The sequence below is a fragment of the Pseudoclavibacter sp. RFBJ3 genome, assembly GCF_002931375.1.
Taxonomy (GTDB): domain Bacteria; phylum Actinomycetota; class Actinomycetes; order Actinomycetales; family Microbacteriaceae; genus Pseudoclavibacter.
Map to the genome: position 1 here is coordinate 24,893 of NZ_PSXZ01000016.1, position 22,429 is coordinate 47,321.

The 22,429-nt window shown below is 64.4% G+C and carries 23 protein-coding genes; 15 read left to right on the plus strand and 8 right to left on the minus strand.

Going from position 1 to position 22,429, the window contains the following annotated elements:
- On the minus strand, positions 1-564 hold the full coding sequence (locus tag C5E07_RS16325; RefSeq protein WP_219820031.1) for a PadR family transcriptional regulator: 564 nt from the start codon (positions 562-564) through the stop codon (positions 1-3).
- A 102-nt stretch (positions 565-666) separates the two neighbouring features.
- Between C5E07_RS16325 and C5E07_RS16330 the strand changes: the two genes are divergently transcribed.
- From C5E07_RS16330 to C5E07_RS16360, 7 genes are all read left to right on the plus strand, one after another.
- The gene (locus C5E07_RS16330; protein ID WP_258064002.1) at positions 667-2,460 is read left to right on the plus strand and encodes a sulfatase; all 1,794 of its coding nucleotides are present in this window, start codon (positions 667-669) and stop codon (positions 2,458-2,460) included.
- 42 nt (positions 2,461-2,502) lie between these two features.
- Positions 2,503-3,822, plus strand: coding sequence for an MFS transporter (locus C5E07_RS16335; protein WP_104300716.1), 1,320 nt, complete (start codon positions 2,503-2,505; stop codon positions 3,820-3,822).
- Between the two features lie 43 nt (positions 3,823-3,865).
- A complete protein-coding gene (locus C5E07_RS16340; RefSeq protein WP_104300839.1) occupies positions 3,866-6,328 on the plus strand; it encodes a glycoside hydrolase family 3 protein in 2,463 nt (820 codons plus the stop codon).
- Between the two features lie 80 nt (positions 6,329-6,408).
- A complete protein-coding gene (ppgK, locus tag C5E07_RS16345; protein WP_104300718.1) occupies positions 6,409-7,188 on the plus strand; it encodes a polyphosphate--glucose phosphotransferase in 780 nt (259 codons plus the stop codon).
- Positions 7,185-7,544, plus strand: a complete 360-nt coding sequence (locus C5E07_RS16350) for a YidH family protein (RefSeq protein ID WP_104300720.1) — start codon at positions 7,185-7,187, stop codon at positions 7,542-7,544. The genes ppgK and C5E07_RS16350 overlap by 4 nt, the downstream gene beginning before the upstream one ends.
- On the plus strand, positions 7,541-7,879 hold the full coding sequence (locus C5E07_RS16355; RefSeq protein WP_104300722.1) for a DUF202 domain-containing protein: 339 nt from the start codon (positions 7,541-7,543) through the stop codon (positions 7,877-7,879). Before C5E07_RS16350 ends, C5E07_RS16355 begins: the two co-directional genes overlap by 4 nt.
- Positions 7,880-7,890: 11 nt before the next feature.
- Complete coding sequence (locus C5E07_RS16360) at positions 7,891-8,781, plus strand: formylglycine-generating enzyme family protein (protein WP_219820032.1); 891 nt, start codon at positions 7,891-7,893, stop codon at positions 8,779-8,781.
- A gap of 31 nt (positions 8,782-8,812) precedes the next feature.
- Here the strand turns inward: C5E07_RS16360 and C5E07_RS16365 are convergent, their stop codons facing one another.
- Positions 8,813-9,727 carry an AEC family transporter gene (locus C5E07_RS16365; RefSeq protein ID WP_104300724.1) on the minus strand — a complete coding sequence of 305 codons (915 nt, stop codon included), beginning with the start codon at positions 9,725-9,727 and terminating at the stop codon, positions 8,813-8,815.
- A 58-nt stretch (positions 9,728-9,785) separates the two neighbouring features.
- Between C5E07_RS16365 and C5E07_RS16370 the strand changes: the two genes are divergently transcribed.
- Positions 9,786-10,286: a CGNR zinc finger domain-containing protein gene (locus C5E07_RS16370; RefSeq protein WP_258064004.1), complete on the plus strand. Its 501-nt coding sequence runs from the start codon at positions 9,786-9,788 to the stop codon at positions 10,284-10,286.
- A 13-nt stretch (positions 10,287-10,299) separates the two neighbouring features.
- On the opposite strand, the gene C5E07_RS16375 is transcribed toward C5E07_RS16370, so the two are convergent.
- Positions 10,300-11,136: an HAD family hydrolase gene (locus C5E07_RS16375; protein ID WP_258064012.1), complete on the minus strand. Its 837-nt coding sequence runs from the start codon at positions 11,134-11,136 to the stop codon at positions 10,300-10,302.
- 13 nt (positions 11,137-11,149) lie between these two features.
- Positions 11,150-11,788 carry an isochorismatase family protein gene (locus C5E07_RS16380; RefSeq protein WP_104300730.1) on the minus strand — a complete coding sequence of 213 codons (639 nt, stop codon included), beginning with the start codon at positions 11,786-11,788 and terminating at the stop codon, positions 11,150-11,152.
- A gap of 84 nt (positions 11,789-11,872) precedes the next feature.
- Between C5E07_RS16380 and C5E07_RS16385 the strand changes: the two genes are divergently transcribed.
- On the plus strand, positions 11,873-12,817 hold the full coding sequence (locus C5E07_RS16385) for a GlxA family transcriptional regulator (protein WP_104300732.1): 945 nt from the start codon (positions 11,873-11,875) through the stop codon (positions 12,815-12,817).
- 36 nt (positions 12,818-12,853) lie between these two features.
- Here C5E07_RS16385 and C5E07_RS16390 read toward each other — a convergent pair whose 3' ends face one another.
- Positions 12,854-14,443: an MFS transporter gene (locus C5E07_RS16390; RefSeq protein WP_258064005.1), complete on the minus strand. Its 1,590-nt coding sequence runs from the start codon at positions 14,441-14,443 to the stop codon at positions 12,854-12,856.
- On the opposite strand from C5E07_RS16390, the gene C5E07_RS16395 reads away from it, so the two are divergent.
- The 3 genes from C5E07_RS16395 to C5E07_RS19845 all read left to right on the plus strand — a co-directional run bounded on the left by C5E07_RS16395 (position 14,372) and on the right by C5E07_RS19845 (position 16,637).
- Positions 14,372-16,024, plus strand: coding sequence for an FAD-dependent oxidoreductase (locus C5E07_RS16395; RefSeq protein ID WP_308471379.1), 1,653 nt, complete (start codon positions 14,372-14,374; stop codon positions 16,022-16,024). The two genes, C5E07_RS16390 and C5E07_RS16395, sit on opposite strands and share 72 nt — an antisense overlap.
- Positions 16,025-16,060: 36 nt before the next feature.
- Entirely contained in the window at positions 16,061-16,336 is a 276-nt protein-coding gene (locus C5E07_RS16400; protein ID WP_104300736.1) for a metal-sensitive transcriptional regulator, read from the plus strand.
- A 121-nt stretch (positions 16,337-16,457) separates the two neighbouring features.
- Positions 16,458-16,637, plus strand: a complete 180-nt coding sequence (locus C5E07_RS19845) for a hypothetical protein (RefSeq protein ID WP_104300738.1) — start codon at positions 16,458-16,460, stop codon at positions 16,635-16,637.
- Between the two features lie 5 nt (positions 16,638-16,642).
- Here C5E07_RS19845 and C5E07_RS16410 read toward each other — a convergent pair whose 3' ends face one another.
- On the minus strand, positions 16,643-17,236 hold the full coding sequence (locus tag C5E07_RS16410; RefSeq protein ID WP_104300740.1) for an ABATE domain-containing protein: 594 nt from the start codon (positions 17,234-17,236) through the stop codon (positions 16,643-16,645).
- A 95-nt stretch (positions 17,237-17,331) separates the two neighbouring features.
- Between C5E07_RS16410 and C5E07_RS16415 the strand changes: the two genes are divergently transcribed.
- Positions 17,332-18,396 (plus strand): LLM class flavin-dependent oxidoreductase, encoded by a 1,065-nt coding sequence (locus C5E07_RS16415; RefSeq protein WP_104300742.1) that lies wholly within the window; start codon positions 17,332-17,334, stop codon positions 18,394-18,396.
- An 83-nt stretch (positions 18,397-18,479) separates the two neighbouring features.
- Entirely contained in the window at positions 18,480-20,984 is a 2,505-nt protein-coding gene (locus C5E07_RS16420) for an excinuclease ABC subunit A (protein ID WP_104300744.1), read from the plus strand.
- On the opposite strand, the gene C5E07_RS19850 is transcribed toward C5E07_RS16420, so the two are convergent.
- Together C5E07_RS19850 and C5E07_RS16430 are read right to left on the minus strand one after the other, a co-directional pair.
- Positions 20,981-21,229 (minus strand): helix-turn-helix domain-containing protein, encoded by a 249-nt coding sequence (locus C5E07_RS19850; protein ID WP_258064013.1) that lies wholly within the window; start codon positions 21,227-21,229, stop codon positions 20,981-20,983. The two genes, C5E07_RS16420 and C5E07_RS19850, sit on opposite strands and share 4 nt — an antisense overlap.
- Before the next feature lie 288 nt (positions 21,230-21,517).
- Entirely contained in the window at positions 21,518-21,916 is a 399-nt protein-coding gene (locus C5E07_RS16430) for a nuclear transport factor 2 family protein (RefSeq protein ID WP_104300746.1), read from the minus strand.
- A gap of 86 nt (positions 21,917-22,002) precedes the next feature.
- Here C5E07_RS16430 and C5E07_RS16435 point away from each other — a divergent pair, with 86 nt between their 5' ends.
- A complete protein-coding gene (locus C5E07_RS16435; RefSeq protein ID WP_104300748.1) occupies positions 22,003-22,380 on the plus strand; it encodes a helix-turn-helix domain-containing protein in 378 nt (125 codons plus the stop codon).
- Positions 22,381-22,429 lie beyond the last annotated feature (49 nt).

Consider the following 22,429-nt stretch of genomic DNA (forward strand, 5'->3'; position numbering starts at 1 on the left):
TTATTCGGTCGGGTGCAGTGCCCGTCGAAGTTCTTCGAGCGCCTTGATGTGCGCGTCCATCGCCGAGCTTCCGTGCTCGTGTGCCCAGTCGTTCACCAGCATTCCGAGCGAGGCATCAAACGACACCGTCGGGTGCTGCTCTCTTTGCCTATCTCGGTTCCTGAAGCGCTTGCGCTGGGTCAGGCGCGCGTGCAGTTCCGTGTCGATGAGGCGCACGACGTCGGCCACGTCCATGAATCCGGCAAACGAGAGTCTCACGGTCAGCTCTGGCTCTTCGAATCGATTCGGCGGAGTGTACTTCGAGGTAAGCCAGGAGAGGAAGGCCTTGGCTCCGTCGTCGGTCACGCGGTACACCTTCGAGTCGTTCGCTCCCGCTTTGGGTTCGACGGAGTGGCTGACCAGGCCTCGGTCCTCCATGTGCGCGAGTGAACGGTAGACCTGGCTCATCTGCGTCTTGGCCCTCAGGAAGCGGCCATCGGTGTCGAAGAACCGTTTGAGGCTGTACCCGTTGCTTGGCTGCTCGAGCAGCACCCCAAGGATGAGATGCTCCAGCTTCACGGTCACGCTCTCAAGGTTAGTGGCTGATTCGCCCTTGCGGGGCTACTCCACTTGTGTCATCCTTAGCCCACGAAAAGCATGACACAAGTGTCATGCCATCGTTCCAAATTGGATTCAGACGCAAAGGAGCGCGCGATGCGGGCGATCATGCTCATGTTCGACAGCCTCAACCGGCACATGTTGCCGACCTACGGTGACACTGTCGTCGACGCACCGAACTTCGCACGCCTTGCCACCAGGACAGCGACCTTCGACGCGTTTTACGCCGGTTCCATGCCCTGCATGCCCGCCCGGCGCGAACTGCACACCGGCCGGTACAACTTCCTGCACCGCTCGTGGGGTCCGCTCGAGCCCTTCGACGACTCGATGCCTGACCTGCTTCGCCAAGCTGGCGTGCATACGCACCTCGCGTCCGACCACCCGCACTACTGGGAGGATGGAGGCGCGACCTACCACACGCGCTACTCGACCTGGGAATTCTTCCGAGGGCAGGAGGGTGATCCTTGGAAGGGTGTGGTCGCTGACACCAAAGGCTCTTTCGGTCCGGCAGCGATGCACTCGCAGGACCAGGTGAACCGGCGATATATGCCCACCGAGGCGGAGCACTCGCAGACGCTCACCGTGGATGCGGGCCTGCACTTCATCGACACCAACTCAGCCGCAGACAACTGGATGGTGCAGATCGAGCTCTTCGATCCCCATGAACCTTTCTTCACGCATCAGTCCTACAAGGATCTGTACCCGCACGACTACGACGGTCCGGAATTCGACTGGCCCGGCTACCAGAAGGTGAGCGAGTCGGCGGACCAGGTGGAGCACGCGCGAATGGAATACGCGGCCCTCGTCTCCATGTGCGATCGCTCCCTCGGTCGAGTTCTCGATGCGATGGACGAGCACGGGCTCTGGGAGGACACGATGCTCATCGTCAACACCGACCATGGCTTCCTGCTCGGTGAGCACGGCTGGTGGGCGAAGAGCGTCCAGCCGTGGTTCAACGAACTCGTCCACCTGCCGATGTTCCTGTGGGACCCACGGACCGGTGCTCGCGACACCCGCCGAGGCGAGCTCGCGCAGACGATCGATCTTGCCCCGACGCTCCTCAGCTTCTTCGGGGTCGAAGTCCCCTCCGACATGCAGGGCATCAACCTGGCGCTGTCGGCTGAAGCCGCGGCCTCGACGCCCGTCGCACGCGACGGCGCACTGTTCGGTATCCACGGAGGTCACGTCAACGTGACCGACGGGCGATACGTGTACATGCGCGCGGCTGCCTTGGAGGACAACGCTCCGCTCGAGGAGTACACGCTCATGCCGACGCACATGCGCAGCCGGTTCAGCCCCGACGAGCTGCGCGACTGGACGCAGAGCGAACCTCTGCCGTTCACCAAGGGCGTCAGTGTGATGCGAATGGATGCGGTGACCGGTTGGATGAATCCATGGCGGCACGGCACCCTGCTCTTCGATACCGAAGTGGACCCACAGCAGACCGCACCGATCGTCGACGACCAGCTCGAGCTGAGGATGGCGCAGTTGCTTGTCCGCCTGCTGCGAGAGAGCGATGCGCCACACAGTCAATTTCAGCGTCTCGGTCTGCCCGCGGTCGGCTCGGTCGGACCTGAGCATCTGCTCGCGAGAGCTCAACGAGAGCGTGCAGGTGAGATGGCGAAACCGCTACCTGAACCTGCGTTCTTCGAGGCGCATCCGTTCCTCGAGCAGCCACTGGTCCACCTCAACCAGGACCCGCGCATGAGAGCTCTCCTGGAAGAACATCTGGGTATCGGTCGCACCGAACTGGTCGCCGCGCCCGCGGCCATGTCGCTCCTGGACCTCGCCAAGCACGCGTTCATCACCACCGACCAGCTCGTGGCTCTGGCCGCAGCTACTGCCCCCGTCAGCAACGACTGACTTCACTCAACGCACGACATTCGAGAAACTGAGAAAATTGCAATGACGCAACAGAGCTCTCTGAGCACCTCGCCGCCTGAAGCGGCGCTGAAAGTCCCACACCGGTGGCGGAACCTCGCCACGCTCACGGGCGTCACCGTTGTCGACAACACAGAAGCGGGAATGATCAACACGCTCTTCCCCTCCATCGCGGCAGCGCTGCGCCTCGACAACAGCGGCCTCGGCGTCATCGCGGCGCTCGGGAAGATCATCGCCGTGCCCGCGGGTCCCTTCTGGGTCTGGCTGGCGACGAAGATCGGCCGGCGAGCCGCACTCGTGCTGACCACCGTGCTCGGTGGTGCCTTCGGTATCGCAACCGGCTTCTCGCAGGACTTCGTCCAGCTGGCCGTTCTCGCCACACTCATGGCCGCATGCCTCATCGGTGGATCGCCCATCGCCAACGCCGTCATCGCCGACTCGTTCTCCGACCGGGAGCGAGGTAAGGCAGCTGGGCTCTTCTACGGGGGAGTGAACGCCATCGCATCGTTCGTCGGTCCGCTCATCGCTTTGTTCACCGGCATCACCGACGGCTGGCGTTTCGGCATGTGGGCCCTCGGTGGTCTCTGTCTCGTCGCCGGACTGATGGTGTGGGTCCTGTTCCGAGATCCAGGCGTCGGCGCCTCTGACGGCATTGCCGCCCCAGCAACCAGCGCCGTTGTCCTGCAGAGGACCAGCTTCAGGCGAGTGCTCTCGCTCTTCGCGATCCCAACGTTCTCCGTCATGATGATCTCCCGTCTGCTCTCGGGTCACCTGCTCATCACGATCTTCGGTATCCAGTTCCTCGTGACCGAGCGAGGCTTCGACAACGCGACGGCCGCCATCGTCCTCATCCCCTTTGGAATCGGCTACATCGTCGGAACTGTCGGTGGCGGGTTCACGCTCCCGACGCTCGATCGCATCATGGGGCTGCGCGGTCGCGTCTTCTTCATGCAACTCGCACAGCTGGTGTTCGCCGTGGCAGCGTACTTCGGCACGCAGATCGTGTTCGAGGGAATCCTCGCCTACGGAGTCTTCTGGGCACTCATGGGGCTGGGGCAGGGCATGAACCCACCTGTCAACCGCCCGATTGTCTCGTCCGTTGTCCCGGCAGCACTTCGAGGGCAGGCGTTCGCCATCTGGCTTACCGGATTCGAGACCGTCGCTTGGGCGATCTTCTCGCTCGGTGCGGGACAGCTGGCAGACACCCTCGGGCTCCAGCAGGTCTTCCTCTACGTGCTTGTGGGCTCGATGCTCCTCAACGCCTTGCTTCTGACGGTGCTCTACCGAACCTATCCGCGCGACGTCGCGCGGGTGGCCGAGGCACAAGGGCTGCTGCGTGCGTGACCTGAACTCGACTCCGCCTCCCCACTCCACTGAAGAGGAACACATCGTGAACACCCGCACCGAAGGACCATCGGACGACCGCATTCGGGACCTCATCGAGCGCCTTGAGCTCGAAGAGAAGGTCGAACTCCTCACCGGCCGTGACTTCTGGTCCACGCTTCCGATCGAGAAGATCGGTCTGCGAAGCATGCTCCTCTCCGACGGCCCGAGCGGCGTTCGCGGTGAGACTTGGGACGAACGCTCGCCCTCCCTCAATCTGCCGTCGGCTACCGCATTGTCGTCGTCCTGGGACCCGGCCATCGCCTACCGCTACGGGGTAGCGTCGGCAGCTGAGGCGCGACGCAAGGGCGTCGATGTCGTTCTCGGACCGACGATCAATCTCCACCGGTCGCCGCTCGGCGGTCGCCACTTCGAGGCGTTCAGCGAGGATCCCGTGCTGACGGGCGAGCTTGCAGCGTCGTACGTTCGGGGCGTGCAAGACAACGGCGTCGGCGCGTGCGTCAAGCACTACGTCGCCAACGACTTTGAGACCGATCGATTCACGGCGGACGTGCAAGTGAGCGACCGCGCCCTTCGTGAGCTCTACCTTCTCGCCTTCGAGAAGGCGGTCGTGGATGCACGAGTTTGGACGGTCATGAGCGCCTACAACTCGATCAACGGCACTACAGCTACCGAGAACGAACTACTGGAAGACCCGCTCAATAGCGAATGGGGCTTCGACGGCGTCGTCGTCAGCGATTGGACCGCCGTGCGCGGTATCGCGAGTGCGATGCAAAGCCAGGACCTCGTCATGCCAGGACCTGACGGGCCCTGGGGAAGAGCGCTTGTCGAGGCTGTCCGTCGGGGAGATGTCGCCATGGCTGCGATCGACCGCAAGGTGGAGCGAATCCTCAGGCTCGCCGCACACGTTGGCGCGCTCGAGGGGTTCGAGCCCTCGATGTCCCGGAGCAGCACGGAGGATGGGCTGAGCTTCGCACGTGAGGCCGCTGCTGAGGGCACTGTGCTGCTCCGCAACACGGGCATCCTGCCACTCGACCCGTCAACTGTCGGCCGTATCGCGGTGATCGGTCACAACGCGGATCAGGCGAGGACCCAGGGCGGGGGAAGCGCCACGGTGGTTCCCGAACGGATTGTCTCGCCTCTCGAAGGCATCCGTGCGGCCTTCCCAAATGCGTCCGTCGAGTATTCGCTCGGCGCGGTTGTGCAGGATGGCGTAGCCGCATTCCACCCCGACTGCACGAAGAATCCGTCGACGGGGGACGCCGGCGCACACATCCGGTTCCTCGATCACCTCGGCGACAGCATCTACGAGGAGGACCGCTTCACAACCGAGCTCGTGTACTTCGGCGGGACCGCACCGATTCGAGAGATGTCCACGTTCGAACTCACGACGTTCTACACAGCTCAGCGAACAGAACGGGCTCGCCTCGGCTTCGCGGGAGTCGGGACCGGCCGCATCTACGTCGACGGTGAGCTGCTCGGCGAGCTCACAGCCGAGGCCGTCGGCACTGATCTCGGCGCTGCCCTGCTCTCGCCTCCTCCCGCGAGCATCCCAGTGCAGCTCACGCAAGGAAAGCCTGCCGAGATTCGCATCGAGTTCCGCCCCGCCCAGACCGAGGGGGCCGAACTGGGGGCTCTCGGCCTGACGGTGGGTCTCGAGGCGAGCGAGGCTGACCCCGAGGAACTCTTGGCTCAGGCTGCCCGCGCCGCAGCGGACGCCGACGTCGCGATCGTGGTTGTCGGGACGAACGCGAAGGTCGAGTCCGAGGGATACGACAGGACGTCGCTCTCGCTGCCGGGCAGGCAGGACGATCTCGTCGCGGCGGTCATCGCAGCCAATCCACGAACCGTCGTCCTCGTCAACAGCGGCTCGCCGGTGCTCATGCCGTGGCGCGAAGAGACCGAAGCGCTCTTGGTGACCTACTTCGGCGGCCAGGAATACGGCAACGCTGTCGGCGACGTGCTCACAGGCATCCGGGAACCGGGTGGTCGGCTCCCCACCACGTGGCCAGCACTCGAAACTGATGTGCCCGTGATCGACGTCACTCCGGTCGATGGGGTTCTGCGCTATGACGAAGGCATCCACATCGGCTACCGTGCATGGCTCAAGGCGGGTAAGGAACCGGCTTTCCCGTTCGGCTTCGGCCTCGGCTACACGAGCTGGGAAGTCGAGAACGTCACGCTGCACCAGACCGATTCGAGCGGTGCGGGACGCATCACCGCCGCAGTGAGGAACACCGGAGATCGACGCGGCAAGCAGATCATCCAGGTATACGCGTCTCGACCGGATTCTCGGGTCGATCGCCCGGTGCGATGGTTCGTGGGTTCGGCGGTTGTCCGCGCCGATGCCGGCCAAGAGGTACGCGTCGAGATCCCGTTCTCCTCGCGCGCTTTCGCAGACTGGGCTGACGGATGGCACGTGGAGCCCGGCGAGTACACGTTGGAAGTTGGCTTGGCCGTCGACGATCTCCAGCACCGCGTCGACATCGCGGTTGGCGGACGGTAAGCACGCAGCTCAGGGGACGCTTTCGCGTCTGTCCGGCGCGAAGGCGCTGCGGGAGGTTTTCGATGAGGGAAGGGCGAGACATGCAGGCACAAGCGATTGGCGTGGACGTCGGAGGCACGGGCATCAAGGCTGGGGTCGTGGAGGTCGACACGGGCGTGCGTCTCGGCGAGCAGCTTCATGTGCCGACGCCGACGGGCGCTGAACCAGAAGCCGTCGCGGCGGAGGTCCGAGCCCTCGTTGCGCGCCTTGGCCTCAGCGACGCTCACCCGCGCCCGGTCGGGGTCTGCCTTCCATCGATCGTGGCAGGGGGACGAGCCCTGTCCGCATCGAACATCTCCGCCGACTGGCTCGGGCTCGACGCTCGGATGCTGTTTCAGCAGGCCCTCGGCACGCCAGTCCACGTGCTGAACGATGCGGACGCCGCGGGGGTTGCCGAGGCTGCCTTCGGGGCCGCGCGTACCTCTAGCGGACTCGTCATGCTCGTGACGCTCGGAACCGGACTCGGCACCGCCATGGTCCATGATGGTGTGCTCGTCCCGAACTGCGAACTCGGCCATCTCGAGATCAACGGCGTCGACTGGGAGACGCGCGCTTCTGTTGCAGTCAAGGAACGGGAGTCGCTGACTTGGGAGCAGTGGGCGGACCGGCTCCAGGTCTACTTCACTCATCTCGAGGCCTTGACGACTCCCGATCGCTTCGTTGTCGGCGGTGCGATCTCAGCGGCCGCCGACAGCTTCCTCCCGCTTCTTGACCTGCGAACACCCATCGTGCCGGCAGTTCTGGGTAACGACGCTGGGCTCACCGGTGCGGCATTTCTCGCGGCCCGGTCCCGCACCCACGCGGGGAGCGTCGGGCGATGACGAGGTGGCGGTGGCCACACTGGGTCTACCGGGAGGGCGACGAGCCGGATCCTCGCTTCACGCTCGCGAATGAACGCACCTTCCTCGCTTGGATCAGGACGTCGCTCGCCCTCGTAGCGGCAGGTGTCGCACTGGAAGCACTAGCGCTGCCCATCGAGCCGGCCGTACGCCTCATCGCGGCCCTGCTCTTCCTGGGACTCGGATTGCTCGCCGCCGTGAACTCATTCATCGGCTGGATGCGCGCCGAACGATCAATGCGCCGCCACGAGCCGCTGCCAGGGCCTTCGCTGAGCGGAGTCCTCTCAATCGGGGTCGTCCTGGCGGTCGCCCTCGTCACTATCGGACTCTTGGTGTGAAGGTCTTCGACGTCGGACTGCAGCCCGAGCGGACGCTGCTCGCCTGGCAACGGACATGCCTCGCGCTGGCTGTAGCTTTCGCCGTGGCGCTCCGACTTGCAACTCCCGTCATGGGTGCGGCCGCGATCGCGGCGTGTGCCGGCGGGCTTGTCCTCGTCGCTAGCGGATGGGTCGCAGCGAGCCACCGCTACCGGCGGAACCACCACGACCTGATCGGACCCTCTGGTGCCCTCTCGACCACCGCCCTGCCGGTCGTGCTGCTGGCGGTGTCGTCTGTGCTCATCGCCACTCTGGGTATCGTGTTCGTCGCACTCCTAGGATTGAGCCCCCAATGATGCAACCGGACATGATCACCCTCGATAGCGGTGAATTCCTCATGGGCTCACAACGCCACTACCCCGAGGAGTCACCCACCATGCGAACCTCGGTGGCGTCGTTTGAACTTGCTGCCACGGCAGTCACCAACGCGCAGTTCTCCGCATTCGTCCAAGACACCGGGTATGTGACTGTTGCAGAGCGACCGCTGCCCGCGGCCGACTTCCCCAGCCTCAATCCCAACGAGCTCGAAGCCGGCTCCCTGGTCTTTCAACCAACCGATGGTCCTGTTGATCTCCGTGACTGGCGAGCTTGGTGGAAGTTCCAGCGAGGCGCCTGCTGGACATTGCCTAGAGGCCTCGGATCTTCGATCGAAACGCTCGGGGCGCATCCCGTGGTGCACATCGCGTACGAGGATGCTGAGGAGTACGCCCGATGGCTCGGTGCGCGCCTTCCGACCGAGCCCGAGTGGGAATACGCGGCGCGCGGTGGGTTGGAGCAAGCAACCTACGCCTGGGGTGAAGCGCCCAACACCCCCGGAGGTCGTTTCGCGAAGACCTGGCAGGGGCGCTTTCCATTCGAGAACGAAGCAGAAGAGTGGCCGTACACGGCTCCCGTCGGCGAATATCCACCGAACGGGTTCGGCCTCTTCGACATGACCGGGAACACTTGGGAATGGACATCGAGCGTGTGGACTCCGCGACACGATGCGGGAGGTGGTAGCGAAGCAGACGCATCATGCGCGTGCAGTCCCCAGCAATTCGCGCCGGCCTCGACTCGAGGGCGTGTGACCAAGGGCGGGTCGCACCTCTGCTCGCCCGCGTACTGCCTCCGCTATCGGCCTGCTGCTCGGACGCGACAAACAGAGGACTCATCGACCAGTCATCTCGGATTCCGCATCGCTCGATCAACCAGCGCCTGATCCACGATCTGCCCGTCTGGACCCTTGCTTCTCACCGAAGCTCCGAGATCAGCTCGAGCATAAGTGGCATCGACGCTGTCGACAGCAGCGTCTGCACGCCGATGATGGTCGCCATGAGTCGGGTGTCTCCGCCGAGTTTCGCGGAGAGAATGGCGGCAGACGGGGCCGTCGGGACGGCCGTCAGGATGACGATTGCGTGCAGGGTCAGCTGGTCCGCACCGAGTGTGATGGCCAGGCTGGCAGCGGCGAGCGGCAGTACAGCGAGCTTGATGAGCGTCGGGACGGTCACCTCGATCAGGTCGCGTCGTCTCCAGGTGAAGCTGATGCTGGCGCCGGCGATGAGGGTGCCGCAGAGCAGGGCGGACGATGCTGCCAGGTCGAGGGTGCTGGCGATCGCGGTCGGCAACTCGAGGTTCGTGATGCTCAGGGTCAGGCCGACGAGGCAGCTGAGGATGAGCGGATTCGTCGCGATCTCTCGCAGGAGTTTCGGTCTTGGCCTGGCCTCATCGTGTGCGCCGTAGATCGTGAGTGTTGAGACGCAGAGCAGGTTGACGACGGGTACCGAGATTGCGCAGGCGATCGCGAACGTCGCGATTCCGAGCTCACCGTGCAGTGCGTTGATAAAGACCAAGCCGATGTAGGTGTTGATGCGGATGGCGCCCTGCACTATCGATCCGAGGGCGGGTCCGGAGGATCTGAGCAAGGGTCGCGCCGCGACGAGCACGCCCGTTGCGGCGATGATGGGGACGGTCGTCGTCAGCAGGAGCGGGCCGACGTCGATGGCGCCGAGGTCGGCGTTCCCGATCGAGGTGACGAAGAGCGCTGGTCCGAGCACGTAGTAGGTGAGGCGTTCGAGGCCGCTCCAGAACTCGCCCGACTTCAGCATGCTTCGCCGCAGAACCGCTCCGCCGATCAATGTCAGCAGCACGGGGACGATCGCAGTCATGACAATTTCCACGCCTCAACCGTGGTGCAATAGGTCAATGCAGTTCAACCATGACAACATGACAGGTGTGTTCCTCGCGGCCGATGTGGTCAACGCGGCATCGAGCAGCGACCCGCTACAGCGGCTCGGCGAGGCATTCGAACGGCACGTGATCCGCGGGCGGGAAGCGCTGCAGCTATTTGTCGATGGCCTGCTCGACTGGGCTGTGTGCCTCCGCGGGGTCTTCGAGGGCGTGGATGCGCGGGCACGCTGCGACGAGGTCAACGCACTCCTCGCGACCGGAGCGAGCAAAGGCGTCTACCTGACCACGCACGACGGTCTCGACCCGCACCTGCACTTCGCTCCCGAAGGCGATGACCTCCTCGCGCGAGTTCGGGCCGTCACCGCGGGTGGCCTGGCGATCTTCCTGACCGAGTCGCGAGGCGCCCGTCTTGGCGTCTGCTCCCGGCGTGGGTGTGGGCAGGTGTTCGTCGATGTCGGCAGGAACGCGACGCGTCGGTACTGCTCAACGCGATGCGGGAACAACGACGCCGTCGATCGCTATCGGCAGCGAGCCTAGCGATGTGATCGGCTCAGATGAGTCCGAGCTGCTCGAACGCCGCCTTCAGACCGTCTTCGTCGACTGATGCCGTGACGATGTCAGCGGCGTCCTTCGCCGCGGGTGTCCCGTTTCCCATCGCGACCCCTACGCCGCAGGCGACGAGCATCTCGAGGTCGTTGCCGCTGTCGCCGACGGCAATCGCATCCTCAAGCGTCAGCGCGAGCTCGGGGAGGAGCTCTTCGATGGCGGTGGCCTTGTGGACGCCGAGCATCGAGATCTCGCCGCCGCCCCCGCCAAGTCCTGGCATGGTGCCGCCGACGATCGCGTAGTCGCTCCCGAGCCGCTCTTGAACGCGCACGAATGTCGTTTCATCGTCGCTGCTGAAGACGATCTTGGCGGTCTGGTCGAGCCGAAGCGGGCCCGAGTCGATCACGTGGTGCCTGAGGCCGGTGTTCTCGATGTCCGTGAACCCCAGCTGGGCGAGGACGCGGCGCATCCGCGACCGGTGCCCAACCGTCGTATGCATCGCGTGCCGGCCCTGCAAGCTGTAGTCGACTCCCAGTTCGTCAAGCGTCCGCGTGACCGATACGGCTTCAGCCTCCGTGAGGTGCTTGTCGACGATCCAAGTCCCGTTGTAGCGGACGTAGGCGCCGGCACCCGCCACCATGCCATCGAAGCCAACGGCATCAACGCGAGCATCGATCTCGAGCGGGCTGCGCCCGGTCGCGAGAAAGATCAGGTGGCCGTTCAACTGCGCCTGCTTGATCGCGGAGTGCGCCGAGTCGGGCACGTCTCCGAGATCGGTGGTCAGCGTGCCATCGATATCGAGAAAGATCGCTCGCCGCCGGGACGGCATCGATGCGTCCATCACCCGCAGGGCCCTACTGGCGCGCTGCGAGCTCTGCGCCATACATGGCCGAGCTCGGGAGATTGTCTTTCGGCAGTGCTTCGCCTGCTTTCAGAGCCTGCGTCCATCCCTCTGTTGTCGACACCGCGGCGAAGTTCGACTGCAGGAGCGTCATGAGCGTGGTGTGCACCGTCTCGGCGGTCGCGAACCCGGCACCGTTGGCGATGTTAATCGCACCCGTCGCGTCGGAAAGGACTTCCGCCGCGATGTTGAGCTCCTCAGCCGCGGCGGACGAAGCGATGATGCAGTTGTTCGTCATGTAGCCGACGAACGTCACCGTATCGACGCGCTGCTCCTGCAGCCAGGGGAGGAGGTCTGTTCCGGCGAAGACGGAGCTGTACTGCTTGACGACGCTCTTCCACTCTGACTGCTGGCGATCCGCGATTTTGGGGTGCAGAGCGAACTCGGGGGTGGTCGGGTTGAAGACCGGTGCCTGGTCGCCGGCAGTGTGCTGGACGGCGACGATCGGAATTCCGGACGCGGTGGCGGCGTCGATGGCGGCCGTGATGTTCGTCAGAGACTCCGCGACGGGCGGGAAGTGAATCTCGAGCGGACCGGAAAAGTACTGCTGCTGCACGTCGACGAGGATGAGGGCTCTACGCGGGGTTGTCATGCATTCATCCTCGCTTCGTTGGGGGTGCGAGACCACTGGCGTAAATGCACGTTTACGATGGATTGAAGCCAGATTGGAGAGCGAATGAAGATTGCCGTCTACGCGTTCAACGGGGTGTCCATGTTCCACCTCTCGGTGCCTCACCTCGTGTTCGACGAAGTCACGCGCAGCCGAGCAGCAGAGTGGAAGACCTGGCTGTTCTCCGAGCGGTCAGGGTCGATCCGCACGGCGGAGGGCTACACGATGGGCGGCGTGCAGGGGCTGCGAAGCGCAGAAGACGCAGACCTCATCGTCATCCCATCCTGGCTGCAGGATGGGATACCTCCTGGTCGCGCCCTACTGAAGATACTCCGTCACCGGCATGCTTCGGGTGTCCCTATCGTCGGTTTGTGTCTCGGGGCGAACGCCCTCGCCGATGCCGGCTTCCTCGCGGGACGCACTGCGGTAACGCACTGGAAGAGCACAGAGGAGCTCGCATCCCGGCACCCGGAGATCTCGGTCCAACCGTCCGCGCTCTACCTCGACCACGGCGATGTCATGACCTCGGCGGGCACCGCGTCCGGCATCGACGCGTGCCTCCACATCGTGCGAACGAGGCTGGGTTCCGCCGTCGCGAACCAGGTTGCGCGGCACCTCGTCGTCGCGCCTCACCGGGAGGGAGGGCAGGCGCAGTACATCGCGAGGCCGGTTGCGGTGAAGTCTGCGGACGGGGCGATAGCTGTCGCCTGCTCATTCGCGCTCGAGCACCTGGCCGAGGAACTCGACGTCGCTCGCCTCGCTGACGCGGCCCACATGAGCCAGCGTTCGTTCGTACGCGCGTTCCGAGACTCGACTGGGGCGACGCCGGCGGCCTGGGTCAGGTCCCGGCGCCTCGATGAGGCGCGCACACTGCTCGAGACCAGCGACCTCCCCATCGACCAGATCGCCGCCGCCACCGGGTTCGGCAGCCCCGTCACGTTCCGACAGAACTTCATGTCCGCGTTCGGCAGCACGCCCTCCAGCTACCGGCGACGCTTCGACGCTCGATGACGCGGCGAAGCGTCCGACCGGTGCTATGTCACGCGTTCAATGACGAGTCTCCGCTTTCGTCTGGGGCATGGATGCGGCCCGCGTCCCCGCCGTCGCGGGGGTCAGGAACACAGCGGCAACAACGAGAAGTAGGGGCGCGATGAGCGCCGTTCGAAGAGCGAAGTGTTCTCCGAGGAAGCCGATGGCCGGCGGACCGACGAGGAAGGCCACGTATCCAATGGTCGCGGCGAAGGACACACGCCGAGCCGAGTCCGGGCCGCTCTCGCCCGCCGCGGACAAGGCAAGCGGGAAGCCGAGGGAAGCGCCAAGACCCCACAGCACAACTGAAAAAGCTGCTACGAGCGGATTGTCAACGACAGCCACGAGCAGCATGCCAAGCGCACCCAGCGCGATACTGACGCGGAGGACGAGCGGCCGCCCGAACCTGACGACGAAACGTCCACCCACGAAACGTCCGATGGTCATGGCGATCGCGAAACCTGCATAGACGGCCGAACCAAGGGCCGCGTCGAACCCGTGCCCATCGACCATGATCAGGGGGAGCCAATCTCCGGCTGTGCCCTCCGCGAGGGCCATGGCGAGCACGATGGCCGCGATGAGCACCAGCTTCTGCTCCTTCCAGACCGCTCTCCGCGTTCTCGGTGCTGCCACAACTGCGACAGGAGTGCTGACCACCACAAGACCTGTGCCCGCGGGGATCTTTCCCGCCGCTGCCGCGAGGAGCACAACACCGATCACGCCGACAGCGCTGAGATGCCCCTGGATGGGAACCTCTGCAAGGGTGAACACGATGCCCGCGGTAGCGCCGAGCGCCGTCCCGAGGCTGAAGAAGCCGTGCAGTGCGGGAAGAACCGGGCGTCCCATCTCCCGCTCGATATCTGCTCCCTCGACGTTCATCGCTATCTCGCCGCCACCCATCCCGAACCCAAAGAGGAACAGGGCTGCAACGACAAGAGCGGTCGATGACCAAGCGGCGCCGAAACCGATCACGGGGAGGCTGACGGTCACGGACGCGGTTCCGATGAGCATGATCGGCCGAGCACCGAACCTCGCAACCCCGGGCCCTGAAGCGAGGATGCCGAGCATCGAACCAACCGAGAGGCCGAGAAGAATGAAACCCATCTCGGACGTCGAAGCGCCAAGTAGATCTCGAATAGCTGGAGTTCTGGTGACCCAGGAGGAGATGCCGAGGCCGGGCAGTGCAAAGAGGGCGAACAGCGCGAGTCGTCGCTGGCGGATGGAGATGAGAGAACTGCTTTCTTGAAGTCGTGCGCGATGATGCGCCGAGAGCTGAGGCGGGGAGTGTTTCGCCGCGATGTGAACTCTACGGATGAAGTGCGACAGCGGCGAGAGGCTCAAAAACCATCTTGCAATGGTTTCACGCCACGCTGCCCCGAGGTGGGTTCCGCGCACATGACAAGCTTGACATATACCCCATGGGGTATATGTTCTCTCCATGGCTCCTCTGACAGACACCCCGCACAGGTCACCCACTGATGGACGCTCCAGGTGCTCCAGGTGAGGATTGTCGTCGTCGGCGGGGTCGCCGGGGGCATGAGCGCTGCTGCGAGGGCACGGAGGCTCGACGAGCATGCGGAGATCATTGTCCTTGAACGTGGAACTCATGTGTCGTTCGCCAATTGCGGTCTGCCGTACTTCGTCGGCGGGGAGATCGCCGACCCGGATGCGCTGCTTGTGCAGACCCCGGAGCGGCTTCGCGCGTCCCTCAACCTCGACATTCGTGTTGGCCACGACGTCATCGGTCTCGATGTCGACTCCCGCGAGCTCACTGTGCGGACCTCGGAGGGGGTCACGTCGCTGAGCTATGACGCGCTTGTGCTCTCGCCGGGTGCGCGAGCCGTGATCCCGGCGATTCCCGGCATCGACTCTGATCGCGTTCGCACGCTGCGCACGATTGAGGATGCCCACTATCTCCGCTCACTCGCGGATGCGGGTGTACGCCAGGCGCTGGTCATCGGGGCTGGATTCATCGGCCTGGAAGCCGCCGAAGTGCTCGCAGCTCGCGGGATCGCGACTACTGTTCTTCAGCGTGGGCCTCAGGTGCTGCCGCAGCTCGACGCCGAGCATGCGCAGCTTGTGCTCGAGGAGCTACGCAGGCTCGGTGTGCAGGTGCGCGCTGAAACCGAGGTGATCGAGATCCTCCCCGGGACGGATGCCGACCGAGTCCTATTCTCGGACGGCGCCGAAAGAGAGTACGATCTCATCCTTCTCGCCGCCGGAGTTCGACCGGATACGGGCCCCTTCGCTGCCGCAGGGCTGCGGGTCGAGGATGACGCGATCATCGTCGATGAGCGGGGGCGGACGTCCGCCGATTCGGTGTGGGCGGTCGGGGATGCCACGCTCAGCGTGAGTGCGATCACCGGCGGCCGTGGGCCGGTTGCGTTGGCCGGTCCGGCGAATCGTGCCGGACGACTCGTCGCCGACAACATTCTGCGGCCCGCGACCGCTCGAGCGATTCCGCAGCCTCTGGGGACGGCGATCATCCGCGTCGGTGCCGTGACAGTTGCGCTGACCGGCGCGAGCCGCCGCGCACTCCAGCGTGCCGACATCGCCTTCCGGACTCTGCACCTGCACCCGAACCAGCACGCCGGGTACTTTCCTGGCGCATCACAGATTCATCTGAGCCTCCACATCTCGGAAGATGGCGGGCGAATTCTTGGCGCACAGGCAGTCGGCGCCGACGGGGTCGACAAACGCATCGATGTGCTCGCAACGGCCATTCGGGCAGGACTGTCGGTGGATGACCTCATCGACCTTGACTTGGCGTACGCGCCCCCGTACGGGCAGGCGAAAGATGCGATCAACTTTGCCGGCATGCTCGGCGCCAACGTCCTCGACGGCACACTTGTTCTCTGGGATGCTCACGACCTCGATGAAGTGCGCCAGGGGTCTCTCATTCTGGATGTGCGTGGCAGTGAGGAAGTTGCGAGCGGCATGGTTCCCGGGGCGTTGCAGATCCCGCATACGCAGCTGCGCGAACGGCTGGCCGAGGTTCGAGAAGCAGCCGCGGGGCGTCCGGTGCGGGTCATGTGCGCTTCCGGTGTCCGCTCGGCGATCGCCCATCGTGTGCTCGCTCAGCACGGCTTCGATTCGGCCTCGCTTTCCGGCGGAATGCTGACGCTGCGGGCTGTGCTCGGCGACCGTGCCGATGAAGTCCTCAGCGACAGTTCCACGCCATCCCAGTAACGTGCCATCCGCAGACAACGGAAGAGAGAACCACTGATGAGCTCACCGAACGCAGACGCCCAGCGCAAGGTCAGGAATCGACTCAGTCGTGCCCGGGGTCAGCTTGATGCGCTCATCGCTGCCGTCGACGAGGGTGCTCCGTGCCGGGATGTTGTCACGCAACTGGCGGCTGTGACGCATGCCCTCAATCGTGCAGGGTTCCTGGTTGTCGCGACTGCCCTCGAGGAGTGCGTTTCTGCCCCCGAGGACGCGGAGGCTCGGGATGGTCTGACCACCGAGGAGCTCGAGAAGCTCTTCCTCTCGCTCGCCTGAGCTGGCTTCCCTTGCCCGAGCTCTGACTCCGTTCCGACCTAAAAGCGGAACCGTGCTCGCTCGCTGTCTGGCGGGTGATTCATCCACGACGAAGAACTATCCCCAAAATGAGGAGTACCGAATGTGCCGAGCTGTTGCCTGTAAGACCTGCGGAAAGACAACCTGGGCGGGGTGCGGTCAGCACGTCGACCAGGTCATGAGCAGTGTGCGCTCCGCGGACCGCTGCGGTGGTCACGAAGAGCCTAAAGCGACTCCAGCCGGATTCTTCGCTCGCCTATTCCGCCGCGAGGGCGGCCGCTAGTCTGCTCAATCTCCGGGCGTGGTGCCATGGTTCTTGCGCGCGTAGGCGCGTGCGGCACGCACCCGGTCGCCGCATCGGATCGAGCACCAGTGTCGCCGCGCGTGTGTGCGGAGCAGGAATCGATCGCACGGCGCCGCGGCGCATTGGGCGAGGAGTTGCGCCTGGTCGCCACTCAGGAGCTTCGCCGCGTCGTCGGCAAGTTGGCTCATGGCGTGCTCAACGAGCCGAGAGACGGGGTGTACTGACTCGCGCGCGAATCCGTTTCCCGGACTGAACCGGAGCGCTGAAATCCCCGGGGCAGCGGTCATGGTTGTGTTGAGGTGCTCCAGTGCGTGCACGGCGGGGGTTTGCCCTTCTACCTGAGCGGAGAAGACTATGCGCAGCGTCTCTCGAAGCCCGGTGAGCTGCTGCTGACAATACGAGAGCAGAGCTGTATTCGATGGGACTAGGCCGTGGTCGATCAACCAGGTGGTTGCCTCCTGTGGGTTCCCCAGCTCATCGAAGTGTTGCCCGCTCGTGAGTGTCACGGCGCTGTTCGCGAGCGCCAGGCTCGTGTGCAGGGTTTCACCTGGTGCGGCAGGAAGGGGGGTGCTGGTCATAGCCTCACGGTATCAGTGGGTTATTTCCGTGAGAAGGTGTTAGCGTTGATCTCACGTCAAAGAAACAGATTTGACATGAGAAATTTGGAGAGCATATGCAGCCCGTACCCCCGTCCGGAACCGCGCCGTTCGCGCTCTCTGTGCTGGACAACGCGTTGACCGGAGCCGGAACTCCGGCCAGCGCGGCGTACCGCGACGTCGTTGACCTGGCGAAGATCGCTGACCGTCGCGGGTTCCAGCGCTTCTGGATGTCCGAGCACCACGGCATGCCTGGCGCCTCAACGTCCTCACCTCAACTCATGCTCGCCCGCCTCACCGGGGAGACGGAGCGCATTCGCTTGGGCGCCGGGGGAGTGATGCTCCCCAACCACGCGCCCCTCCTGGTCGCCGAGCAGTTCGGAATGCTGAACGCGCTCGCTCCCGCCCGCATCGACCTCGGCGTCGGTCGCGCGCCGGGCACTGATCAGCCCACCGCAGCCGCGTTGCGGCGCCATCGAGACGCCAACGATCAGTTCCCCGAGCAGATCGCAGAACTGGTGGGGTTTCTCGAAGACGACTTCCCGGCTGGCCACCCCTATCAGTCTGTACATGCGGTTCCCGGGCCCTGGCAGGCTGCCGAGAACCGCGTCCCCCATGAAGAGGGTGTCCCGCAACTGTGGGTGCTGGGTTCCTCGAACTACTCGGCGCATCTCGCCGCGCAGCTTGGCCGTCCCTATGCGTTCGCCCTCCAGTTCGGTCGGGCCGACGTGGCAAGCGCACTGCGGATCTACCGAGAGAAGTTCCGGCCCTCGGTCACCCTTGCTGCACCCCACGCCATGGTCAGTGTGTCCGTCGCGGCGCACGACGACCCCGATGAGGCGCGTCGGCAGACGAGCTCCACAGCGATGGCGATGCTGCGCATGTTCCAACGCAGGCCCTACGCGCTGCTCCCTCCAGAGGAGGTCGCCGCGTACTCGGCGACGCTCGAAGAACAACAGGTTCTCGACCACTACATGGCGAACACGATCCACGGCTCAGGTGAGCAGGTCGGCGACGCGCTGGAACGCCTGCACCAGCAGACAAAGATCGACGAGATCATGCTTGTCACCGGCGGCCATTCGCGTGAGATCCAGACCAGGACGGTCGAGCTTATGGCCGACCACTTCGGCCTCGCGAGGTGACATTCAGGTGACGCTCCACGAGATGCGGCGTAGGTTCGGCCACGTGTTCGCGTGATCCTGCGGGACTTCTAGGAGGTAACACAATGAGCGAGTATCAACCGACTTCGATCAAGGTGCGCGGCGCGCGGGTCCACAACCTGAAGAACGTCGATGTGGATGTGCCGCTCGGGCAGCTCGTTGCGATCGCGGGGGTTTCCGGGTCGGGGAAGTCGTCGCTCGCCCTCGGCGTGCTCTACGCCGAGGGGTCACGCCGGTACGTCGAAGCGCTCTCGACGTACACGCGGCGTCGCATGTCGCATGCGACGCGTGCCACGGTTGATTCCGTGCATCATGTGCCGGCCGCTTTGGCGCTGCGGCAACGCCCGAGCATGCCCGGTGTGCGATCGACGTTCGGCACATCCACGGAGCTCCTGAACGTGCTGCGCGTGATGTTCTCCCGCCTCGGTTCGCACGTGTGCCCGAACGGGCACCGTCTCGCACCCACCATTGACGTGGCGGCGAACAAAGACCTGGTTTGCCCCGAATGCGGGGCCATCTTCTATCCACCGGGTGCAGAGTCCCTCGCATTCAACTCCGATGGAGCCTGCCCGGTATGTACCGGCACTGGCACTGTGCGCGACGTCGATGACGCGGCCCTCGTCCCCGACGCGTCGAAGACGATCGAGGGTGGCGCAGTCGCGCCGTGGGGGATGTTCGGGCTCGCCGTGATGCCTCAGGTCGTCGCCGAGCTCGGGGTGCGCATCGACGTGCCGTACCGCGAGCTGACGGAGCAGGAACGACAGATCGTGGTGGACGGCGAGGCCGTCAAACGAGAGATCAGGGTTCCCTCGAAGTCGGGGAAGCTCTTTGACCTCGACTTCACCTACCGCAGTGCGAGGCAGGCGGTGCGGGAAGCGATCAACAACGCGAGCAGCGAGGCCGGGCTCACCCGAGTGAGCCGATTCATCACGACGTACGGATGCACTGCCTGCCACGGCAGTCGCCTCTCGGACAAGGCGCTGGGCAGCGAGGTCGACGGCATCAACCTCGCCCAGGCGGCTCAGAAGAACCTCGAGGAAGTCCTCTCTTGGGTTTCGACGATCCCGAACTCGGTGGACTTGGAGCTTCGTCCCATGGCATCGCTCATAGCCGGGCAGTTCGCGGAGATGGGACAGCGGCTGGTGCAGCTGGGGCTGGGGTACCTGACGCTTGATCGGGCCAGCTCGACGCTGTCGACGGGCGAGCGTCAGCGTGTGCAACTCGCTCGCGCCGTGCGCAACGAGACAACCGGGGTGCTCTATGTCCTCGACGAACCGTCCATCGGCCTGCATCCCGCGAACATCGACGGTCTCATCGGGGTGATGCGAGATCTCCTCCGAGACGGTAACTCCGTTGTCCTCGTGGATCACGACGTGCAGGTGCTGCGTGAAGCTGACTGGATGATCGAGATCGGGCCAGGTTCGGGTGCTGCTGGGGGAACGGTGCTTGCACAGGGCACGATCTCCACGATCGCAGCCGATCCGGTCTCGCTGATCGGAGAGTTCCTGTCCGGCCGGGCTGAGATCGTCACGAGGGTGCGGAAACACTCGGCGGAGGTGTTCGCCGACGGGGCGGTGCGGCTTGCGACCTCCGCCGTACACACCGTCCGCCCTCTCGAGGTCAGCATCCCGAAGGGGCGGCTCACGGCGGTGACCGGCATGTCCGGCTCTGGCAAGACCACCCTGGTTCTCGACAGTCTGGTTCCGGCTATCACCGCCGCGCACGAGGGCACGGAGTTCCCTCCGCATGTCCGCAGCATTGACGCTGCTGGTTTGACGAGCGCCAATGTCGTCGACGCGACACCGATCGGCGCCAACGTGCGATCGACCGTTGCGACCTACAGCGGTGTGCTCGACGATCTTCGTCGCCTCTTCGCGTCGACGCCCATCGCACGCGAAGAGGACCTGAAGGCGGGAGACTTTTCTTACAACACGGGTTCGTTGAAGTGTCCCCGTTGCGAGGGCACTGGCCAGATCGTGCTCGATGTGCAGTTCCTGCCGGATGTCGACATCCCTTGCCCGGACTGCCACGGGACTCGCTACAGGCCGGCTGCCGATATCATCCGGATCCCGACGGGAACGGCAACGAATAGCCTGCCTGAACTACTATCTGCCACAGTAGCCGACGCCGCTGAACTGCTCGCGGACCATCCCCGGATCGCCAAGAAGCTGCAGACTCTGGTCGAACTCGGCCTCGGATATCTGACGCTGGGGGAGGACACACCGGCTCTCTCTGGTGGGGAGGCTCAACGCCTCAAGCTCGCCACAGAACTCGGTCGTAAGCACACGAGCACCCTCTTCATCCTCGACGAGCCGTCGGTGGGGCTGCATCCGCTGGACACAAGAGTGCTGCTGGCCGTGATCGATCGCCTGTTGAGCACTGGCGCGACGGTCATCATCATCGAGCACGACCTCGACATGATCGCGAACGCGGACCATGTCATCGATCTGGGCCCTGGTGGCGGGACCGCGGGAGGCCGCATCGTCGCCACGGGGAGCCCGGAGGGAGTCTCGGAGAACCCCGACAGCGTGACGGGTCGATACCTCGCTCGGTTCTCGAGGAATCCCTAAGCGCTGACCGAGGCTCGCTCACCTGCTGAGCTGCAGGACACCAAGATCGGCACGGAATCCTCGCTCGTGATGTTCGGAACTCTGATCACCCAGGCGTTCATGGCGTCCAGGACTCCTTGGAGCTCCTGCCCGACCTCGGTCAGTTCATACACGACTCGCGGAGGGACCTCGGCATACGCAGTCCTAGTGACGAGCCCGTATGTCTCGAAGCGGCGAAGCCGGTTCGAGAGTGTGTGCGCACTTATCCCAGGGGAGTGCGGTGCCTAGCTCAGTGAAACGAGCCGACCCAGTAAGCAGCTCGCGCACGATGAGGGTCGCCCAAGGGTCATCGAGCAACGTCAGGAAGCGCGCGATTCCGCATTCGGGCCAGTCGACTCGGAGAAGGTCATAGGGGCAACATGCGCTTATTAGTGCATTCGGCGCCATCAGAGCACTGCAGCAACTGAGTAGTCCTGCCGATGGAAGAACGACCGAACCGCGCCCAAGGCACACTTCTGTACCCCTGGGGCGCGGCTCGGCGAGGGATGCTAGCGCTACTTCTGACCCCAGAAAAGGTCTTCGTTCACGCCATCTTCGGAGAACAGGTGCGCTTCGATGATCTTCCCGTCACGGACCGTGAGGAGGTCGATGCCGGCCATGTCCATGGAGGTGCCTGCGCGCTGGCCCGTGAAGCGAACAGGCACAGCTACGAGCTCACCGTTGACCATGGCGGGTCCCGTGACGGCGAGTTGGAAGGTGCCCTGGCTGGCTTCCATCATGCCGCCGAGAAGTGCTCCGACTCCATCGACGCCGTGGTGTGTTCCGGAGAACTGATTGGCGCCCGGCTGGTTCCAGACGACGGCGTCACTGAACTGTGCCATGACGGTTGGAAAATCTCCTCGGCCGAGGGCGTCGAAGTACGTGGCTGCGACTGCTGCTGGGGTGTTGGTCATGGTGCTCCTTTGGTCAGGTTCTGAGTGGGATACGCTCACATAGTTACATTCGGAAACCTGTTACCTCAAGGTAACTAAGGAGAATCATGGAACCCAATCCACCCACTTGGAACGTCATGCTCGCGACTTGTCCGTCCAGAACTTCCCTGGCGAAGATCGCGAACAAGTGGACCGCGATGATCGTGATTGCTCTCAGTGATGGACCAGCGCGCTTCGGTGAGATCCGAGAACTCGTCGAAGGCATCACGGGCAAGGTGCTGACAACAACGCTTCGAGATCTGGAACGCGACGGGATCGTGACCCGCACCGCGTACAACGAGATGCCACCGCGTGTTGAGTATGAACTCACCCCTCTGGGCCAGACCCTCCGCGCTCCGCTTCTTGCCCTCGGCCTGTGGGCCGAAGCGCACATCAGCGAGGTACTTGAGGCTCGCGTGGCCTTCGATCAAAGGGGTTCTGCCTAGCGGAACATCCAAGCTTGTCGGTTGCGACCCCTTCGGCTACTGTCATACA